At 34.4% G+C, this 16,654-nt stretch carries 13 protein-coding genes; 11 read left to right on the top strand and 2 right to left on the bottom strand.

The genetic code is table 11. The features are described 5' to 3' along the window. Positions 1-125 precede the first annotated feature (125 nt). From E0F98_RS03750 to E0F98_RS03770, 5 genes are all read left to right on the top strand, one after another. Positions 126-1,934 carry a type I restriction-modification system subunit M gene (locus E0F98_RS03750; protein ID WP_132109246.1) on the top strand — a complete coding sequence of 603 codons (1,809 nt, stop codon included), beginning with the start codon at positions 126-128 and terminating at the stop codon, positions 1,932-1,934. Further along, positions 1,934-3,331: a restriction endonuclease subunit S gene (locus tag E0F98_RS03755; protein ID WP_132109247.1), complete on the top strand. Its 1,398-nt coding sequence runs from the start codon at positions 1,934-1,936 to the stop codon at positions 3,329-3,331. The genes E0F98_RS03750 and E0F98_RS03755 overlap by 1 nt, the downstream gene beginning before the upstream one ends. A 12-nt stretch (positions 3,332-3,343) precedes the next feature. Beyond that, positions 3,344-5,002: an RNA-binding domain-containing protein gene (locus tag E0F98_RS03760; protein ID WP_132109248.1), complete on the top strand. Its 1,659-nt coding sequence runs from the start codon at positions 3,344-3,346 to the stop codon at positions 5,000-5,002. A 67-nt stretch (positions 5,003-5,069) separates the two neighbouring features. Further along, positions 5,070-8,087, top strand: coding sequence for a type I restriction endonuclease subunit R (locus E0F98_RS03765; RefSeq protein WP_132109249.1), 3,018 nt, complete (start codon positions 5,070-5,072; stop codon positions 8,085-8,087). Positions 8,088-8,096: 9 nt separating this feature from the next. Beyond that, positions 8,097-8,591, top strand: coding sequence for a hypothetical protein (locus E0F98_RS03770; protein ID WP_132109250.1), 495 nt, complete (start codon positions 8,097-8,099; stop codon positions 8,589-8,591). Positions 8,592-9,002: 411 nt separating this feature from the next. Here E0F98_RS03770 and E0F98_RS03775 read toward each other — a convergent pair whose 3' ends face one another. Further along, positions 9,003-9,398 (bottom strand): DUF2452 domain-containing protein, encoded by a 396-nt coding sequence (locus E0F98_RS03775; RefSeq protein WP_132109251.1) that lies wholly within the window; start codon positions 9,396-9,398, stop codon positions 9,003-9,005. A 420-nt stretch (positions 9,399-9,818) separates the two neighbouring features. Here E0F98_RS03775 and E0F98_RS03780 point away from each other — a divergent pair, with 420 nt between their 5' ends. The 6 genes from E0F98_RS03780 to E0F98_RS03805 all read left to right on the top strand — a co-directional run bounded on the left by E0F98_RS03780 (position 9,819) and on the right by E0F98_RS03805 (position 14,206). Further along, positions 9,819-10,337 carry a hypothetical protein gene (locus tag E0F98_RS03780; RefSeq protein ID WP_132109252.1) on the top strand — a complete coding sequence of 173 codons (519 nt, stop codon included), beginning with the start codon at positions 9,819-9,821 and terminating at the stop codon, positions 10,335-10,337. 693 nt (positions 10,338-11,030) lie between these two features. Then, the gene (locus E0F98_RS03785; protein ID WP_132109253.1) at positions 11,031-11,807 is read left to right on the top strand and encodes an HNH endonuclease; all 777 of its coding nucleotides are present in this window, start codon (positions 11,031-11,033) and stop codon (positions 11,805-11,807) included. Further along, complete coding sequence (locus E0F98_RS03790) at positions 11,804-11,995, top strand: hypothetical protein (protein WP_132109254.1); 192 nt, start codon at positions 11,804-11,806, stop codon at positions 11,993-11,995. Before E0F98_RS03785 ends, E0F98_RS03790 begins: the two co-directional genes overlap by 4 nt. Positions 11,996-12,157: 162 nt before the next feature. Beyond that, the gene (locus E0F98_RS03795) at positions 12,158-12,406 is read left to right on the top strand and encodes a 6-phospho-beta-glucosidase (protein ID WP_132109255.1); all 249 of its coding nucleotides are present in this window, start codon (positions 12,158-12,160) and stop codon (positions 12,404-12,406) included. 212 nt (positions 12,407-12,618) lie between these two features. Continuing rightward, positions 12,619-13,737: a PQQ-dependent sugar dehydrogenase gene (locus E0F98_RS03800; RefSeq protein WP_132109256.1), complete on the top strand. Its 1,119-nt coding sequence runs from the start codon at positions 12,619-12,621 to the stop codon at positions 13,735-13,737. A 1-nt stretch (position 13,738) separates the two neighbouring features. Then, positions 13,739-14,206, top strand: a complete 468-nt coding sequence (locus E0F98_RS03805) for a c-type cytochrome (RefSeq protein ID WP_132109257.1) — start codon at positions 13,739-13,741, stop codon at positions 14,204-14,206. Positions 14,207-14,404: 198 nt separating this feature from the next. Here E0F98_RS03805 and E0F98_RS03810 read toward each other — a convergent pair whose 3' ends face one another. Further along, the gene (locus tag E0F98_RS03810) at positions 14,405-16,582 is read right to left on the bottom strand and encodes a TonB-dependent receptor family protein (RefSeq protein WP_132109258.1); all 2,178 of its coding nucleotides are present in this window, start codon (positions 16,580-16,582) and stop codon (positions 14,405-14,407) included. Positions 16,583-16,654 lie beyond the last annotated feature (72 nt).

A 16,654-nucleotide genomic window follows, 5' to 3' on the forward strand; every position in this document is an offset into this window, starting at 1 on the left:
CTCACTAAGATAAACCAACTTATGGTTTAGAAATCAGTAAAAATGCTATCCTTTACGCTTTCACTCAATAGCATTCGTAAAAAATTCTATACCTTAGCCTTCGTTAAAAATATACCTGAAAATTCATGAGCTTAAATACACAAAGCCTTCAACCCATAATCAACTTTATCTGGTCAGTTGCCGATGATGTTTTAATCAACAAATACCTCGAAAACCAATACCAAGACGTAATTCTTCCAATGACTGTTTTAAGACGGTTGGATTTGGCTTTAGAGCCTTCTAAAGAAAAAGTTTTTAAAACCTATGAGGATTTCAAAGGTAAAATTGATAATCTTTCTGGTTTATTGACTAGTGAGCAACACGGTACAGGTTTAGCTTTTTACAACACCTCTCAGTACACTATGAAAAAGTTACTGGCTGATCCAAAGAACATCAACACTAACTTTCTGGATTATCTCAACGGATTTTCAGAAAACGTACAAGACATAATTAGTAAATTTAAGTTTCGCAACCAATTAGAAACTTTTGAAAACACAGGCATTACTTTCTCTCTTTTAGAGAAATTCTGTAATCCAAAATTAGAATTAAGTCCAGACAAAATTTCTCCTATGGCAATGGGATATATGTTTGAGGATTTGATTAGAAGATTCAATGAAAAAACCAATGCAGCAGCTGGGCGACACTTTACGCCTAGAGAAATCATTGAGTTAATGACACATTTAGTGTACTTACCGGTAAAAGACAAAATACAACAGGGAACGTATTTAGTTTATGATCCTTGTGTAGGTTCAGGAGCGATGCTCACACAATCTAAATTATTTGCTACTAATCCTGAAGGTGAAATCAAATCAAAAGCCACTTTTCACTTATACGGACAAGAGAATACAGGCGAAATGTACGCCACTTGTAAATCGGATATGCTGTTGAAAGGAGAAGATCCCGATAAAATTAAGTATGGCTCTACTTTGAGCGAATATGGTTTTGACCCGGATTTAAAGTTTAACTTCATGTTGACAAATCCACCTTACGGAACTACTTGGAAGCAAGACCAAGAAAACCTAAACGTAGGTACAGAAAAGAAAATAAGTATTGTTGACAAACGTTTTAATTTGCCCATTAAAAACTTTAAAGGAGAACTAGAAACTACTTGTTTAACCTCAAGAAGTAACGACGGACAGTTGATGTTTATGCTCCACATGCTTTCTAAAATGAAAGACCCAAAAGATGGTGGTAGCCGTATTGCTTCTATTCACAATGGTTCTGCCTTATTTACTGGTGATGCAGGAAGTGGTGAAAGTGGCATACGCCAATACATTATAGAAAATGATTTATTAGAATGCATTGTGCAATTACCAAATGACATTTTCTATAACACCGGTATTGCTACTTATGTATGGTTTGTAACCAATGTAAAAGAGAAAAAACGCAAAGGAAAAGTGCAATTAATCAATGCTTCTTCGGATGCCTTTTACCGTAAAATGAGGAAGCCATTAGGTAGCAAACGAAATGAGTTGGTAGCAGAACATATTGAAACCATTCAAGATTTGTATTTTGACTTTGAAGAAAACGAATACAGTAAGATATTTGACAACGAAGATTTTGGGTTTTACCAAATCACGGTACAACAACCAGAAAAAGACGACAAAGGTAACATCATTAAAGACAGCAAAGGAAAACCTAAAGCAGATAGTAGTTTAAAAGATATTGAAAACGTGCCAATGAAGGAGCCTATTGACAACTACTTTAAACGAGAAGTACTGCCTTTTGCTCCTGATGCTTGGTACGACAAAACAAAGATGAAAGTAGGCTATGAAATAGCTTTTAATAAATATTTTTATCAATACGAAGGTTTACGTACTCTAAAAGATATTGCGGCTGATATTCTTATTTTAGAACAAGAAACCGATGGTTTATTAAAAGAAATTATTGCGTAATGGAAAACATAAAACCATACACCAAATACAAGTCTTCTGGAATTTCATGGTTAGGTGATGTCCCGGAACATTGGAGTATTAAACGAATTAAATATGTATTTAAGGAACAAGATAAAAGAAGTGAAATAGGGCTAGAAGATCTACTTTCAGTTTCTCATTACACAGGTGTGACCAGAAAGTCAGATAAAGTTATGAATGGTGACTTTATGACAAATGCAAAAACGTTAGTTGGTTACAAAATAGTAGAAAAAGGAGATTTAGTAATTAATATTATGCTGGCTTGGAATGGAAGTTTAGGAATATCAAAATTTGATGGTATCACTAGTCCAGCCTATTGCGTATACAAATCTTTAATAGGCGGCGAAAAATATTTTGGCTATTTATTTAGAACTAAAAATGCACAACAAGAATTTAAAAAACAATCAACAGGCATAATAGACAGCCGATTGCGCTTATACACAGATAAATTTTTTAATATTAAAACCGTAATTCCTTCTTTAGAAGAACAAACTGCCATAGCTAAATTTCTTGACTACAAAACTGCCAAGATAGACCGCTTTATACGCAAGAAAAAGCAACTCATAAAACTCCTTAATGAGCAAAAAGCAGGAATAATAAACCATGCCGTTACCAAAGGTTTAGATCCTATTGCTACAATGAAAGATAGCAGTATTGAATGGTTAGGTAACATTCCAGAACATTGGGGGGTGAAGCCTTTAAGAAATTTAGTCTCTCTTAACGATGAGACATTATCTGAAAAGACAAGTCCCGATTATGAAATTAGATATATAGATATTGGCAATGTTAATAGTGATGGTGTAGTAGCTGAAATAGTAAATTACAAATTTAAAGATGCTCCATCGAGAGCAAAAAGAATAGTTAAGAATGGGGATGTAATTATTTCGACTGTTCGAACTTACCTAAAAGCAATTACACAAATAAAGAACGATACTGATAATTTAATTGTTTCAACAGGATTTGCTGTCTTAAGACCACGAAAGTTAATTATTAGTGATTTTTTAAATTTTGCTGTAAGGTCGAATTATTTTATTGAAACCATATGTTCAAACTCTTATGGTGTAAGTTATCCTGCTATAAATGCTAGTCAAATAATGCACTTTAAAATTGCATTGCCAACTGAAAATGAACAAACTGAGATTGTTGCTTACATAGAAAAAGAAACGTCGCAACTGAACCAACTAATCCAAACCATAGAAAAAGAAATTGCCTTAACACAAGAATACCGTACCGCTCTAATCGCAGAAGCAGTAACGGGAAAAATAGATGTGAGAGCGTTTGTAATTCCTACTGTTTCCCAACAAGAAGAATTGTATGAGGAAATAGAAGAGGAATTAGATATGGTTGCAGAGGATACAGAAAGCTATGAAAACGAATAATTACTGCCAATAATGAAAAATAACTCCCAAATACAAGCCAAATTGCAAGAGCTCCTTTCTCACGACTACGAGAGTGAAATCGTAGAGTTTAAGGAAGCTAAAAACCAGTATGATTTTGATAAACTGGGCAAGTATTTTTCGGCACTTTGCAATGAAGCCAATCTCAAAAACCAGTCATCTGCTTGGTTAGTCTTTGGCGTGAAGGACAAAGATAAAAGCATTGTAGGTAGTCAATTCAGGAATAGTCCCGCAGACTTACACAGTCTTAAAGCTGAGATTGCCAACCATACCACAGGGCGCATCACTTTTATAGAAATTTACGACGTTATTACACCTCATGGGAGAGTAATATTATTTGAAATTCCTGCCGCTCCAAAAGGGTTTCCAATAGCTTGGAAAGGACATTATTACGGTAGAGACGGCGAAGAAATAAACGCATTGAATACTGAAGAATACGAGCGTATCAGGGAACAAGCCACGACAGAAGACTGGAGCGCAGTTCTTGTTGAAGAGGCAGGATTAGAAGATTTATCGCCCGAAGCAATACTAAAAGCCAGAGCTTCTTACAAAACTAAAAACCCTCATTTAGCAGATCAAATTGCAGAATGGGATGATATGACTTTCTTAAATAAAGCCAAGGTATGTATCAAAGGTCAAATTACCAGAACGGCTATTCTTTTGCTTGGTAAACCAGAATCAGAACACTTTATCAATCCTGCTACTTCAAAAATTACTTGGATTCTTAAAGACCGAGATAATTTAGAAAAAGATTATGCTCATTTTACTTGTCCGCTTTTATTGAGTACAGAACTGGTGTACCAAAAAATAAGAAATTTGAAATACCGATACATTACTGATGGAACATTATTTCCTGAAGAAGTAGACCAATACGATCCGTATATCATTAGAGAAGCGTTGAACAACTGTATTGCGCATCAAGATTACACTATTGGCGGAAAAATTATTGTAGTGGAAAATGAAGACGGTCGTTTAACTTTTAGTAATGCCGGAAAGTTTATTCCAAAAAGTGTAGAAGAAGTTGTGGTAGCTGATGCTCCTGAGTTCCGCTACCGAAATAAATTTTTAACGGAAGCCATGGTAAATCTGAATATGATAGATACTATAGGCAGCGGTATTAAAAAAATGTATTTAATTCAAAGAAGAAAATTTTTCCCTTTACCCGATTACGAATTAGTTAATGACAAAGTTAATGTAACTATCACCGGTAAAGTAATGGATATTAATTACGCCCGTAAATTAGCAACTGTTCCAGATTTGAGTTTAGAAGACATTATGGCTCTTGATAAAGTTTCAAAAAACAAATCGTTGAAGGACGAAGAAATTAAACGATTAAAGGCTAAAAAACTAATTGAGGGAAGAAAACCTAACTTTCACATTTCCCTTAATCTGGCAAAGGCTACAGGGGAAAAAGGGGATTATATCAAGCAAAGAGGAATTGATGATGAGTATTGCCAGAAGATTATTCTTGATTATATCAGAAAGTTTGGAGAAGGTAAAAAATCCGATTTTGAAGATATCCTTTTAGCTAAACTTCCAGACGTTTTAGACGAACAACAGAAATACAATAAAATAAAAAATAATCTGCAAAGCCTTAGAAAACAAGGGTTAATCTATCCCGAGGGTAAGAATTGGAAAATGTCTAAGACCTAATAATTAGACATTTTTCAGCTGTTTTTTAGACATTTTTTAGACATTTTGTAATAAGATAAAAAGTATAATGAGTACAAACACTACCGAAGAAGGATTAGAAGCACACATCACCCAGTATTTGGTTGAGGAGAATAACTACATCCTTCGTGAAAATAAAGTCTACGACAATAGTAATTGCTTGGATACGGAATTGTTCTTTCAATTTTTGGAGACAACACAACCCAAAGCGGTAGCAAAACTCAAACAATACCACAAAGATTTGTATGAACAAAAAATCATCAAACGTCTAAACGATCAAATTCAGGCTAAAGGAATTATTGAAGTATTGCGTAAAGGAATAACAGATGGTTTTACAGACACAAAACTGAACTTGTTTTATGACAAACCCGTTTCCAGTTATAATACAAATGCCGATGCATTGTATAAAGCCAATATTTTTTCAGTAATGCGTCAGGTTTATTTTTCGCCAAAAAATAAAAAATCGCTTGATATGATGGTGTTTGTCAATGGCATGCCAGTTATCTCATTTGAACTCAAAAACGAATTGACCAAGCAAAATGTAGCACACGCTATCAAACAATACAAAGTTGACAGAGATCCAAATGAAGAGCTTTTTCGTTTAGGGAGATTAATTGTGAATTTTGCAGTAGATACAGAGGAAGCTTGGATGTGTACTCAATTGAAAGCAGAAAGGACTTACTTCCTACCTTTCAATAAAGGAAACAATAATGGTGCTGGAAACCCACTGAATGAAGGCATAAAAACGGATTATTTATGGAAAGAAATACTCACTAAATCCAGTTTGACTGATATTATTCAGAACTACTGTCAATTGATTACAGAAGAGAAAGAGTATTTAGACGACAAAGGAAAAATAAAAACCAAGAAAGAAAAGAAACTCATTTTCCCTCGCTACCATCAAATGATCGCTGTTAGGGAGATGCTTCAAGATGCACAGGAAAAAGGTTCCGGTCAGAAATATTTAGTTCAACACTCTGCCGGGTCAGGAAAATCAAATTCTATTTCATGGTTAGCGCATCAACTGGCTGGGTTGCACGATAAATCCGGAAGTAAAAACATCTTTGACACTATTATTGTAGTGACAGACCGTAGAGTTTTGGATGCTCAGATTAGAAACAATATCAAGCAGTTTCAACAAGTTAACGGAGTGGTTGAAGCCATCACCGAAGGCAGTAAACAACTCAAACAAGCACTTGAAGAAGGAAAAAAGATCATCATCACAACCATTCAAAAATTTCCGCACATCGTTGAAGACATAGGTGATTTGCCAGGAAATAATTTTGCCATAATTATAGATGAAGCACACAGTAGTTTAAGTGGTCAGATGGCAAGAAAACTGAATGAAACTTTGTCTAAAATTACAGATGAAGAAGAGTTAAAAACGAATCTAGAGGATTATGATGAAGACGAAAATGATGAAGTAACGGGTGAGGATTTAATACGTGCATTAGTAAAGTCAAGGAAAATGTTGCCTAATGCCAGTTATTTTGCCTTTACAGCAACGCCTAAAAACAAAACATTAGAATTGTTTGGAGTACCTTATCAAGACGGGGAAAAGACAAAACACAAAGCCTTTCACTTGTATTCTATGAAACAAGCCATAGAAGAAGGGTTTATAATGGATGTACTTCAAAATTATTCAACATACCAAAGTTATTATGCTTTACTGAAGAAAATTGAAGACGATCCAGAATACGATAAGAATCGAGCTCAAAAGAAATTAAAAGCGTATGTAGAAAGTAATGAGCATGCTATAAAAAAGAAAACCATTCTTATGGTAGAACATTTTATAGAAAACATTATTCGTAAAAAAAGAATGGGAGGCTTGGCAAAAGCTATGTTAGTAACCAGTTCCAGAGCTAATGCAGTTAAATATAAAACCGCCTTTGATAATTACTTAAAAAAAGTAAACAGCCCCTATAAAGCCATTGTTGCGTTTTCAGGAGAAATTGACGGACAAACAGAAGCTAATTTAAACGGTTTTTCAAGCAATGCTATTCCAACTGAATTTGAGAAAATGGAGTATCGTTTCCTTATTGTGGCTAATAAATTTCAAACAGGATTTGACCAACCTTTATTACACACGATGTATGTAGATAAAAAACTAGGCGGTGTCAATGCTGTCCAAACTTTATCAAGATTAAATCGAAGTCATCCCTTAAAGAAAGAAACTTTTGTATTAGATTTTGCAAATTCTGCTGAGGAAATTGAAAAAGCTTTTACTCCTTATTTTGAAAGCACTATTCTAGGTGAAGCTACAGATCCAAACAAGTTGTTTGATTTACAAGATGCATTAGATAATTATCAGATTTATAGCAGAGAACAAGTTGAGGAATTCTCAAATAAAATACTAGCTAATGTTCCTATAGACGAATTGCATAAGATGCTCAATAGTTCATCCGAATTATTCAAAAATCAATTAAAGGAAGAAGAACAGGCTGATTTTAGAGCAAAGGTTAAAACGTATGTCCGACTGTATATTTTTCTATCTCAAATTGTAGATTTTGAAAATGCTTATTTAGAAAGGCTGTATATTTTTCTGAACCACTTACAAAACAAGTTAGGAGGAGAAGCTCCTATTGATTTGGCAAAAGGAATTTTAGACAATATTGATATGGATAGTTACCGCTTACAATTAGAATCAACCACTAATATGGTTCTAGAGCAAGGTGAAGATTTAAAACCCATTCCAACCGAAATGAGAGGCAGTACAAACGATACTGAAGTAGACAGACTGTCCAACATCCTTCAAACCTTTAATGATCGATACGGAACACAATTTGAAGACGCTGACAAGGTCCGACAGATGGCTGAAAATATTGCAAATAGTGTCGCTAAAAATAATGAACTCATAAACTCATTAAAATACTCAGACGATCAAAATGCTAAGATTACAAGTGATAAAGTGGTTGGAGAAGAATTATTAAAACACATCACTACTAACTTTGACTTATACAAACTCTACTCAGACAATAAAGAGTTTAAAGAAGACTTTTCAGCAATGATGTTTGGTGTAGTAAAAGAACTAATCAGCAATGGAATGAGAAACAATGCAATGAAATAAGTAGAATTAATGGAAAATTACAGGAATACAAATTGGGTAAAATGGGAGAATAGAAGTAAGATTGAAAACATTAAATATCCTGGGATTTATTCAATAGCAGTTACAGATGAAAATATTGAAGGTCGGCAATTTGAAATGATTAATGAAATTGAATACATTGGAATGACAAATTCAAATGGTGGTTTAAGAAGCCGTTTGAGTCAGTTTGATAGTACTATTAAAAGAATAAGGCTTCATCATGGTGGAGCACATCGATTTATTGGTAAATATTGGAACTATGAAGAAGTAAAAGATAAATTATATGTTTCTATTTGTCCTTTCGAATGTGGTAATAATAAGTCCAACACAGATGACTTAATTGCCATGGGTGAAGTAGCTAAGGCTGAATATATATTTTGGATTGACTACATTAAAAAACATGGAAGATACCCAATATTTAATGACAAGAATAGTAGTCCTAAACCTAATTTTATATCCGTATCAAAAGAAGGAATTCTAAAATAATTTGTATTTTTGAAACTGCAAAAATAAATTTGTCCAAGTAACATTCAACGGACAGAAAAATTAAAAATTAATATCATCGGCATACAATTCGGTAACATAAAAAAGTAAAACAACGTAAAGTCTTGGTTTTACTGCTAGTCACACTCCTTGGTTCGAGCCCAAGAGAGGGAGCTTTTTAAAAGCCTGACAGCAATGTCAGGTTTTTTTTTGCTTAAAACTGAAATTAAACCAATACTTCACAATGTTATACTGAGAATAGTGGGTTTTGTCATTTGACAACTTGCCAACTTATTTTAGGAAAAAAAGGTACCCATTGCGGTACCCATTTTAAAATCTCCGAATTGTAATGCCAATTGTTTAAGTCAAAATCAATTGGAAACATGCACCAAGAAAAGTTAAATTTTTTTTTTCTTACAGCACTATCCATTTCTTATCACTATTTAGTTTAAAAGTACCAATGTGCTCCTTATTCCATTCTTGCGGCCCTATCAACGAAAGAAAGTTTACCCCTGCAGCATCGCGATACAAATGATAAATTTCGCCCACGACAGGCTCAAATGAAAATTTAGAATTATAAACTAATTCGTTCCACTCATATTCTTCCATTAAGTTTTGATATTGCTTTTTGAGTTCGTTAAACTTACTTTCAAACTCTTTGTTAACATTGCTAATCCCTCTACTTTTCCAAGACACTACATCATCCATTCTAATCGCTGGTGCACCCACATTTGTAGCATATGGCAATATACTTGCATTAAATCCCTCTTCATCTGAATACACAACGTTATCCGGTCTTTTACTTTTCATTTTATTTATATTTTATTGAATTCAACGAATGATCTATCAAACCCAGAATTATTTAATTGTTTAATGTTTTGGCCGTAAAGTTAAACAAATTTATTTAAAGTCTATTTAAGGATTTATTTAAAAAAGGAAATTATATATACAACAAAACAGACCTTAATCGAGCAATAGAAAAAAACCTATATATTTTCAATCCAAACAAATATCCAATCTATAAAAAGAACCAACAATCAATAAAATAAAACAAGGGCAAAGCCGGTTTTCCTGTTGCTATTCGTGATTAAATAAATATCTTGCTAGATATTAAATTAAGTTTGCTTGTGCAAAAAACAGCAATTGTTAGCTAATTTATCCTCCTTTTCCACAACGATATAAACAAATAGCAATACTTTTAAGAACTATTAGATTAAATACAAAAGTAAGATGACCAGATTTATACTCATAATGGTGCTTTCGTTAGCTATATTTAGCTGCAAGAATGATACTGCAAAGCAACAGGAATTAACACTTGAGGCTAAGGAACTGTTACTGAAAGAAAAAGAACTCGAATTAAGAGCAAAAGAATTTCCAAATGCGGAAGTCGATACAGCCCAATTTACCGTAGATCAACAAACAGATGATCAAGAAGCCGAAAGCCCATCCACAAATACAGAAGAAAAACAGGGAAACCGAAAACTAAGATTCTTGTACTATTCTAGTATAGGTTTACGTGCCTATTTTAATGATGGAAGCGTCTTTGTTTTTCCAAAACGCGGTCTAACAAAGGAAAATATTCAATTTATAAAAAGCAATAGTGAGGAGAAAGCAATTCAAACTTATGTAATCGAAAAGGACGGAAGCTTACTTATTGACGGTTGGAAACATGAATATCCAGTGGTAAATAAAAATGAAAATTTTGAAGGCTGGGCTATGATCAACTATAAATGGCTGGTTAAATTTTAAAACTACTATTGTCAATTTTATTTGAACCAATAGCGGATTAATCATAAGTGACATCCTCTTTTTTTATCGAAAATAAAAACTCCCACACCGTTTTCAAAAAAAAATCACGCCGTTACGGGAAACCGCAAAGAAAACCCAAAGCAGCCACTTACCTTTGTCTTAGATAAAATACAAAATTGCTTTGCACAATTCATTATTCTTGAAGGTTTTGTGGATATGTAAAGCTAAGGAAAGGCTATCGGGAACGATAGCCTTTGTTGTTTTCACTACTTTCTCTCCTATTTTTAATACTTAGTAAGCTTTCCGACAGCTATCGGGGCATGCCCTACATTCCATTATTATTAATGTTCTTGTTTTTTTTATATGGCCAAAAAAGGAGCTTCCCCCGAAACCTTAGGACGGTCGCTTTTACCCAAAGAAAAACGCGCAAGGCCCTTGCAAAAGGAGTTTTGCTTCTGTTAGGGATGGAGGATTTGCGTTTATAAGGAGTAAATTTTAAGAATTAAATCCACTTCTCAAAACAGAATTCAAATTCATAAATTTAATTGAAAAATAATCTATACTTTAGACAATGTTTTATGACAACTTTTTCGTTTCATTTACTAAATAAAAAGAAAGTTTTCAATTTAAATGACATTTTACTTATTCGACATTTTAAAAATTGGACACATATATTAAAATACAATAATAACAATGCCTAAAATAAATCTTTGGACACGCGAAGAACTAATACTAGCATTCAATCTCTACTTAAAAATTGAGTTTGGAAAAACCCATAAAGGCAATCCACAAGTAATTGAGCTAGCAAATCTAATAGGACGAACACCTAGTTCTATTGGTATGAGATTAGGTAATTTTGCCAGCGTTGACCCTTTCCATCAAAAAAGAGGGGTTGGTGGTTTAAAAGGTGGAATGAACCAAGTAAGACCAATTTGGGATGAATTCTTTGACAACCAAGAAGAACTAATTTTCCTTAGTGAGCAAATTTTAGCAGAGAAAGAAAACTCAACCATAGAAAATAAATACCAAGACTTACTTTTTGACCTAAAAGATTTAAAAGGAGAAACTGTTATTCGTGAAGTAAAAACAAGAGTGAACCAATCAGTTTTTAGACAAATGGTTTTAGCAAATTATTCAACAAAATGTGCCATTACAGGAATTGACATTCCTGAACTTTTGTTAGCAAGTCATATTATGCCATGGTCTCAAAATGAAGAACATCGTTTAAATCCAGAGAACGGCATTTGTCTATCCGCTTTATATGACAAAGCATTCGATAAAGGAATAATTGGAATAAATACAAATTACCAAATAATACTCTCAGATTCTCTAAAAAAGAAAAAACATACAGATTATTATCAAAGTCACTTCGTTCCTGTCGAAAATCTTAAAATTATATCACCGATTAAGTATTTACCCAGTATCGAATTTTTGGAATTTCATTTAGATACTATTTTTAATAAATTATGAATCACACCATTAAAATATTTGCAATTTATAAAAACGGGACACACCTTGGAAACGAAAAAGGAAAAGATGAAATTGATGCTATTAAAAAATTTATAATTGCGTCGCAATTAGGAGAGATGATTAACGACTCCGAATTTGTTGCTAAATACAATGCTATTGAGGCAATAAAAAGACGACATCATTACTGACCAATTAATTTATGATATAAATATATATTTAGATAAATTAATTCGAACTATTAAACTTATCAATTGTCTGTGAGATATATCAATAATAAAACTCATCCGATTTTTCTTTTCAGAAAAGTATTTTAACATTGAGACGTACAACATTTAAAATAAAAAATATTCATGGTAATTTGGGAAAATAATGACTACTCTTACTGGACATTTATAGAAAAATACTATCCGAAATATTATTCTTGTAGTGACATTTTATTAAGTGATATTCTAAACAGAAAGCTAAATGGTGAACATGTCTGTGAAGAAGATGAAGAAATGATTAAAGATTGGAATGTAAAAGCAGAACTTAAAGAACTTAATAAAGTTATATTTTCCAAATCACTTAAAAATTATTTAATTATTAAAACATCACTATAATATATATATCATTCTTGAAAAACACTACTTGAAATCGCATAACAAGTTGTGATTGCTTCGTTCCTCGCAATGACAGGAAAATATAGGCAGCATTGTATAAATCAATCGCTTTAATCAGAAACCTTCACTGCCAAAAACTAAAATTTCCATAATTAACTAATCCGCTGTAATTCTTTTTATTACCTTTAAAATCGCTTTTAAAATTAGAAAACATGAACAAAATCATTCTGCTTATTTTCCCGCTTTTCATACTCAGCTGTCAGGCACAAAAAAATCCTACTGATGTTACCTTACAGGACGAGGTAAAAACCTATACGTTTGAAAACGTTGGTGGCGAAATTGCAAATCCATGGGGTATGACTTGGCTACCAGACGGTTCTATGCTAGTTACTGAAAAAAGCGGCATCCTATACCACATCAAAAACAACCAAAAAACGGAAGTTAAAAACGTTCCCGAAGTCTATAATCGTGGTCAGGGAGGTTTACTCGATATTGCTGTACATCCCAAGTATGCAACAAACGGCTGGATTTACATCACTTTTTCTTCCACTGAAGGCGGCGGCGAAGGCGGAAACACGAAATTGATTCGAGCTAAGCTAGAGAATGAAAGCCTAGTGCAAATTGAATCTTTGTACAAAGCCATGCCTAATACGACAAAGGGACAGCATTTTGGTTCCCGTATTGCTTTTGACAACGACGGCTATGTGTATTTCTCAGCAGGAGAACGTGGCGAAGAATTTGTCAATCCACAAGATATCACGAAAGACAACGGAAAAATATACCGCCTGAATGACGACGGCAGTATCCCAAAAGACAATCCCTTTGTGGGAAAAGCTGGTGCCAAAGAAGCTATTTATACCTACGGAAATAGAAATCCACAAGGAATGGTTAAAAATCCTGCTACCGGCGAAATATGGTTGCACGAACACGGACCAAAAGGTGGCGACGAAATCAATATTGTAAAAAAAGGAGCTAATTATGGCTGGCCCGTTGTTACCTACGGCATCGGTTATGACGGCACGACCATCAGTAAAGAAAATCAAAAACCAGGTATCGAAGATCCCATTTATTATTGGGTTCCCTCTATCGCTCCAAGCGGAATGACATTTGTAACGGGCGACCTTTATCCTGCATGGAAAGGACATTTGCTGGTAGGTTCTTTAAAATTCCAATATCTGGAATTGGTAAAACTAAAAGGCAATACAGTCATTGGCCGACAAAAAATTGCAACAGATATTGGGCGTTTGCGTAATGTGGCTCAAGGCCCAGACGGTTACATCTATATGGGAGTGGAAGGAAAAGGAATTGTAAAAATAATACCCAACAAATAAAATGATTACAAAGATAACTTTAGGGATTGCCCTTTTCGTTTCGGGAGGATTTTGTGTTTTCAATCCAAGTCCGCTTTTAAATACACAATCTCAAAATGATTACCTGCCATTGAAAACGGTAGTTCAAGAAAAAACACCATTGCAAAAAAGCATCGAAAATGGAAAAGAAGTCTATGCTGATTTTTGTATTCAATGTCATGCAGGCAACGGAAAAGGCGATGCGACTAATTTTCCTCCTCTTGATGGCTCTGACTGGCTTACCAGCAAAAGAGCCGAGAGTATTCATGCGGTAAAATTTGGTCAAAAAGGCGAAATTCTTGTCAATAAAAAGAAATATAATGGCAATATGCCGGCAATGGGACTTTCTAATCAAGAAGTAGCTGATGTGATGAATTACATCATGAATTCCTGGAGCAACAAGCAATCTAAAATGGTTACTATTGGCGAAGTCGAAGCGATTAAAAAGTGATTGTAACTTTTAACACAACTATGTGTTTTAATTTTTATCGAATGAAATAAACCAAAATGAACTGAAAGTCTAAATAATTGTGTTATAAATATTGACCGCAAATTTGCAAATTATAATTATTTTTAAATTTGCGAATTTGCGGTCTGATAGTTTTTAGTAGCTAAAGCGAGCTGCACTGAAAGCACTTAGTTTTAAACTTTATTTGAGGCCACTGAAAATATAAGAAACTGAAAAACCTGCGTAATAATTTCTTGGATTCCCGGGATAATAATAGCGCGGTAACGCTTTACCAAAACCAACAGCATTTGGCAGAATACTTGCGGCATACTTAGTATTTGCTAAGTTGTTGATTCCAGTGGTAAACTCGGTTTTTAAGAATTTTAAAATTGTAAGGCTGTAGCCGAATTTTACATTTACAAGACCGTACGCCTGGCTATACTTGGTACTTGAATCATTCATAGGAATAGCACCTACATGTAAATAAGACGCATTCGCTGTAAAACCCGAAGCCGTTTTGGCATCGACACCTACATTCCATTGCTTATTTGGAACTCCCGTAAGTGCGTTACCGGAATAATCTTTATCACCATCAACAAAATCTTTGAATTTAAAATCATTAAAAGTACCCGAAAAATAAGGTGTAAGTTGGAAGCGATCTGTATTTACCAGCTGATAATTTAGCCCCAGTTCTACTCCTCGATGCGAACTTTCTCCTGCATTGATTCCTACAAACTGATCTTCGGCGGTGCGGCGAGCGACTAATAAATTAGTGATTTGAGTACTGAAAAAAGCAACATCAGTGTACAATCGTTTTTGCAACCAGTTTCCTTTAAACCCCAATTCGTAATTATAGCCCATTTCTGGTTTTAGATTCGTGTTGATTTCGCCATCTGGTGTCAGTGTTTCAGCAACCGAAGGAACAGAAAAACCTTTGCTTACGGAGGCATAAATGTTCTTGGAAGCTGCAACGGCATACGAAATCCCTAATCGCGGCGACCATACATTCCCAAAAGTATATGATTTTTTTTCGATAGCAGTGTTTGTTTCAAAAGTATTTTCGATCGAATATTGAGTTGTGTTCAACGCTACTCCCGTTTCAAGATGAAGCTTTTGAGTCAGCTCGAAATCCATTTGCAGGAAATAATTTCGATAATTTCTATTTTGCTTCATACTACTGAACTCGACGCCCTGGATACTTCCTTGATTGGGTTGCGACTGGTATTTATTTTCGAAAAGAGAAAAAGCATATCGCTCTGTCGCCATTTCGGTTCCTATGCTTGCTTCAAAGGGAATGGAGAATAATTTAGATCGAAAGTTTAAGGTGGAGCGCAAACCAATAGAAGTAATTTTATCGTCCAAAATATCAAAAGGTCGCGGTTCATAAGCATCTTTAAAATTAGAAAATACATTGGTTTTAAAACTCCATTTCTCCGACAATTGATGTTGGTAACCCAATCCTAAAAGTACTTTGTCATAGGATTCATAACCTTGGGCCGCAGCCCAGTTAGCCGCCGCTTTTTCGGGCATGTTTTTAAAATCAGTTTCGTTTATCGAACTAGCGATAAACGCTTTTAATCGGGTATAGTTCCCTATAAAAGAAAGACTCCCATTGTCGCTTATTGATTGTTTTCCGTGCAAAGTAAACGCTTTTCTATCGTAGGCACTGTTAGCTCTAAAGCCGTCGCTTTGCAAATGGGAATAATTAGAAAAAAGTGTAGATTTTTCAGTACCATATCCACCAGAAAAAGATTGCTGCAATAATCCATAACTACCCACGGTAGTTTTCGATTTCGCAAATGATTGATTACTAAGAATATCTTTCGAAAATAATTGGATAACTCCACCTAAACCAGATCCAAAACTCGTGGAATTAGGTCCTTTGATAATTTCGATTCGGCTAATGGTTTCTAAATCGATGTCTTCAATGCTGGTTTCGCCTTCGGCCGTTGTCAATGGAATGCCTTCAAAATAGGCTTTTACTTTGTTTGTTCCATATTGAGTTCGGGATCCAATGCCACGAATTGTGATTCGGTTCGTATTCAAGGCACCTTGCTGCATATAAATTCCTGGAACTGCATTTAAAACAGAAGTAAGAATCACGCCGTCAGTTCGCTCCAGATCTTTGGTCCGAATCACAGCAAGGGCGGCAGCCGTTTTTTGAAGAGTGGTAGCAATAGGCGAAGCAATCACTATTTCAGAAAGGGCTGTGGTGTCTTTTCGCACTTGGCTGTAGCTAGAAACACAGCAAAATAACGATAACAATAGGGCTGGGAAATTAGGGCTGATTTTGAACAACGGATTCTCTTTAGATGTAAATAAAACTTTGATAAAGTTAGTTTTTTCTATTATGGAATCAAACAGGAATAGCCAGCGCATTCGATTGTGAATATATTAGAAAACCTTGTGACTAAATTATAATAAATAGCCTATATTTAGGTTTACCTTTGT

The sequence above is a fragment of the Flavobacterium hiemivividum genome (assembly GCF_004349145.1).
In the GTDB taxonomy this organism is placed as follows: domain Bacteria; phylum Bacteroidota; class Bacteroidia; order Flavobacteriales; family Flavobacteriaceae; genus Flavobacterium; species Flavobacterium hiemivividum.

Coding starts and splice junctions, on each gene's coding strand:
- E0F98_RS03750 (WP_132109246.1), top strand. CDS start 126: ATGAGCTTAAATACACAAAGCCTTCAACCCATAATCAACTTTATCTGG.
- E0F98_RS03755 (WP_132109247.1), top strand. CDS start 1,934: ATGGAAAACATAAAACCATACACCAAATACAAGTCTTCTGGAATTTCA.
- E0F98_RS03760 (WP_132109248.1), top strand. CDS start 3,344: ATGAAAAATAACTCCCAAATACAAGCCAAATTGCAAGAGCTCCTTTCT.
- E0F98_RS03765 (WP_132109249.1), top strand. CDS start 5,070: ATGAGTACAAACACTACCGAAGAAGGATTAGAAGCACACATCACCCAG.
- E0F98_RS03770 (WP_132109250.1), top strand. CDS start 8,097: ATGGAAAATTACAGGAATACAAATTGGGTAAAATGGGAGAATAGAAGT.
- E0F98_RS03775 (WP_132109251.1), bottom strand. CDS start 9,398: ATGAAAAGTAAAAGACCGGATAACGTTGTGTATTCAGATGAAGAGGGA.
- E0F98_RS03780 (WP_132109252.1), top strand. CDS start 9,819: ATGACCAGATTTATACTCATAATGGTGCTTTCGTTAGCTATATTTAGC.
- E0F98_RS03785 (WP_132109253.1), top strand. CDS start 11,031: ATGCCTAAAATAAATCTTTGGACACGCGAAGAACTAATACTAGCATTC.
- E0F98_RS03790 (WP_132109254.1), top strand. CDS start 11,804: ATGAATCACACCATTAAAATATTTGCAATTTATAAAAACGGGACACAC.
- E0F98_RS03795 (WP_132109255.1), top strand. CDS start 12,158: ATGGTAATTTGGGAAAATAATGACTACTCTTACTGGACATTTATAGAA.
- E0F98_RS03800 (WP_132109256.1), top strand. CDS start 12,619: ATGAACAAAATCATTCTGCTTATTTTCCCGCTTTTCATACTCAGCTGT.
- E0F98_RS03805 (WP_132109257.1), top strand. CDS start 13,739: ATGATTACAAAGATAACTTTAGGGATTGCCCTTTTCGTTTCGGGAGGA.
- E0F98_RS03810 (WP_132109258.1), bottom strand. CDS start 16,582: ATGCGCTGGCTATTCCTGTTTGATTCCATAATAGAAAAAACTAACTTT.